The sequence below is a fragment of the Mycolicibacterium bacteremicum genome, from assembly GCF_002086115.1.
Lineage (GTDB): Bacteria > Actinomycetota > Actinomycetes > Mycobacteriales > Mycobacteriaceae > Mycobacterium > Mycobacterium bacteremicum.
The window spans coordinates 1-1,510 of the sequence record NZ_MVHJ01000064.1; the positions used below are offsets into that span (position 1 = coordinate 1).

The following is a 1,510-nucleotide window of genomic DNA, read 5'->3' on the forward strand; positions in this document are numbered from 1 at the left end:
GAGACCAACTGCCCGAACCCGGCCTGTGACAGCGACACCCTCGCCCTGGTCCCACTGTCCCGGCGCGGCACGGTGTGGAGCTACACCGAGAACCGCTACGCACCCCCACCGCCATATCCGTCACCCGACCCGTTCGAACCGTTCGCCGTCGCCGCGGTCGAGCTCGCCGACGAAGGCCTGATCGTGCTCGGCAAGGTCGTCGAGGGCACCCTGGCCGCCGATCTGAACGTCGGCATGCAGATGGAGCTGACGACCATGCCGCTCTACACCGACGACGACGGTGTCATCCGCACCACCCACGCCTGGAGGATCGCGCGATGAGCCCAGACCCTGTCTACATTCTCGGCGCCGGCATGCACCCCTGGGGCAAATGGGGCCGCGACTTCACCGAATACGGCGTCGTCGCCGCCCGCGCCGCGCTGGCCGAGGCCGGCCTGGACTGGCGCCAGATCCAGCTGGTCGCCGGCGCGGACACCATCCGCAACGGCTACCCCGGCTTCGTCGCCGGTGCCACCTTCGCCCAGAAATTGGGTTGGAACGGCATCCCCGTCACCTCCAGCTACGCCGCCTGCGCCAGCGGGTCCCAAGCCCTACAGTCCGCCCGCGCCCAGATCCTGGCCGGCTTCTGCGATGTCGCGCTGGTCATCGGCGCCGACACCACCCCCAAAGGCTTCTTCGCCCCCGTCGGCGGCGAACGCAAAAACGACCCGGACTGGCAACGCTTCCACCTCATCGGCGCCACCAACACCGTCTACTTCGCGCTGCTGGCCCGCCGGCGGATGGACCTCTACGGCGCCACCCTGGAGGACTTCGCGAACGTCAAGGTCAAAAACGCCCGCCACGGCCTCAACAACCCCTACGCCCGCTACCGCAAAGAGGCCAGCGTCGCCGACGTGCTGGCCTCCCCCGTGGTCTCCGACCCGCTGCGCCTGCTCGACATCTGCGCCACCTCCGACGGCGCCGCCGCCCTCATCGTGGCCTCCAAAGCCTTCGCCGAAAAACATCTCGGCTCCGTCGCCGGTGTCCCCTCGGTCCGCGCGGTCAGCCTGCAGTCACCGCAGTACCCGCAACACCTACCTGAACTGCCCGATATCGCCACCGATTCCACCGCCGTCGTCCCCGGGCCCGACCGGGTGTTCAAAGACCAGATCCTCGACGCCGCCTACGCCGAAGCCGGCATCGGACCCGAAGACCTGTCCCTGGCCGAGGTCTACGACCTGTCCACCGCCCTGGAACTCGACTGGTACGAACACCTCGGCCTGTGCGCCAAAGGTGAGGCCGAACACCTACTGCGCTCCGGGGCCACCACCATCGGCGGCCGGGTGCCGGTCAACGCCTCCGGCGGTCTGGCCTCCTTCGGCGAGGCCATCCCCGCCCAAGCCATCGCCCAGGTGTGCGAACTGAATTGGCAGCTCAAAGGCCAGGCCACCGGCCGCCAGGTCGAAGGCGCCACCGTCGGCGTCACCGCCAACCAAGGCCTCTTCGGCCACGGCTCCTCGGTCGTCGTCGC

At 69.1% G+C, this 1,510-nt stretch carries 2 protein-coding genes; both read left to right on the forward strand.

Annotated elements, in window-relative coordinates; translation table 11 throughout:
• Window positions 1-321, forward strand: a 321-nt coding sequence (locus BST17_RS28465) for a Zn-ribbon domain-containing OB-fold protein (RefSeq protein WP_109750347.1), incomplete at its 5' end; no start/stop codon positions are given.
• Window positions 318-1,510 (forward strand): lipid-transfer protein (locus BST17_RS28470; protein ID WP_083062359.1); only part of this gene is annotated, 1,193 nt, incomplete at its 3' end. The genes BST17_RS28465 and BST17_RS28470, both read left to right, overlap by 4 nt.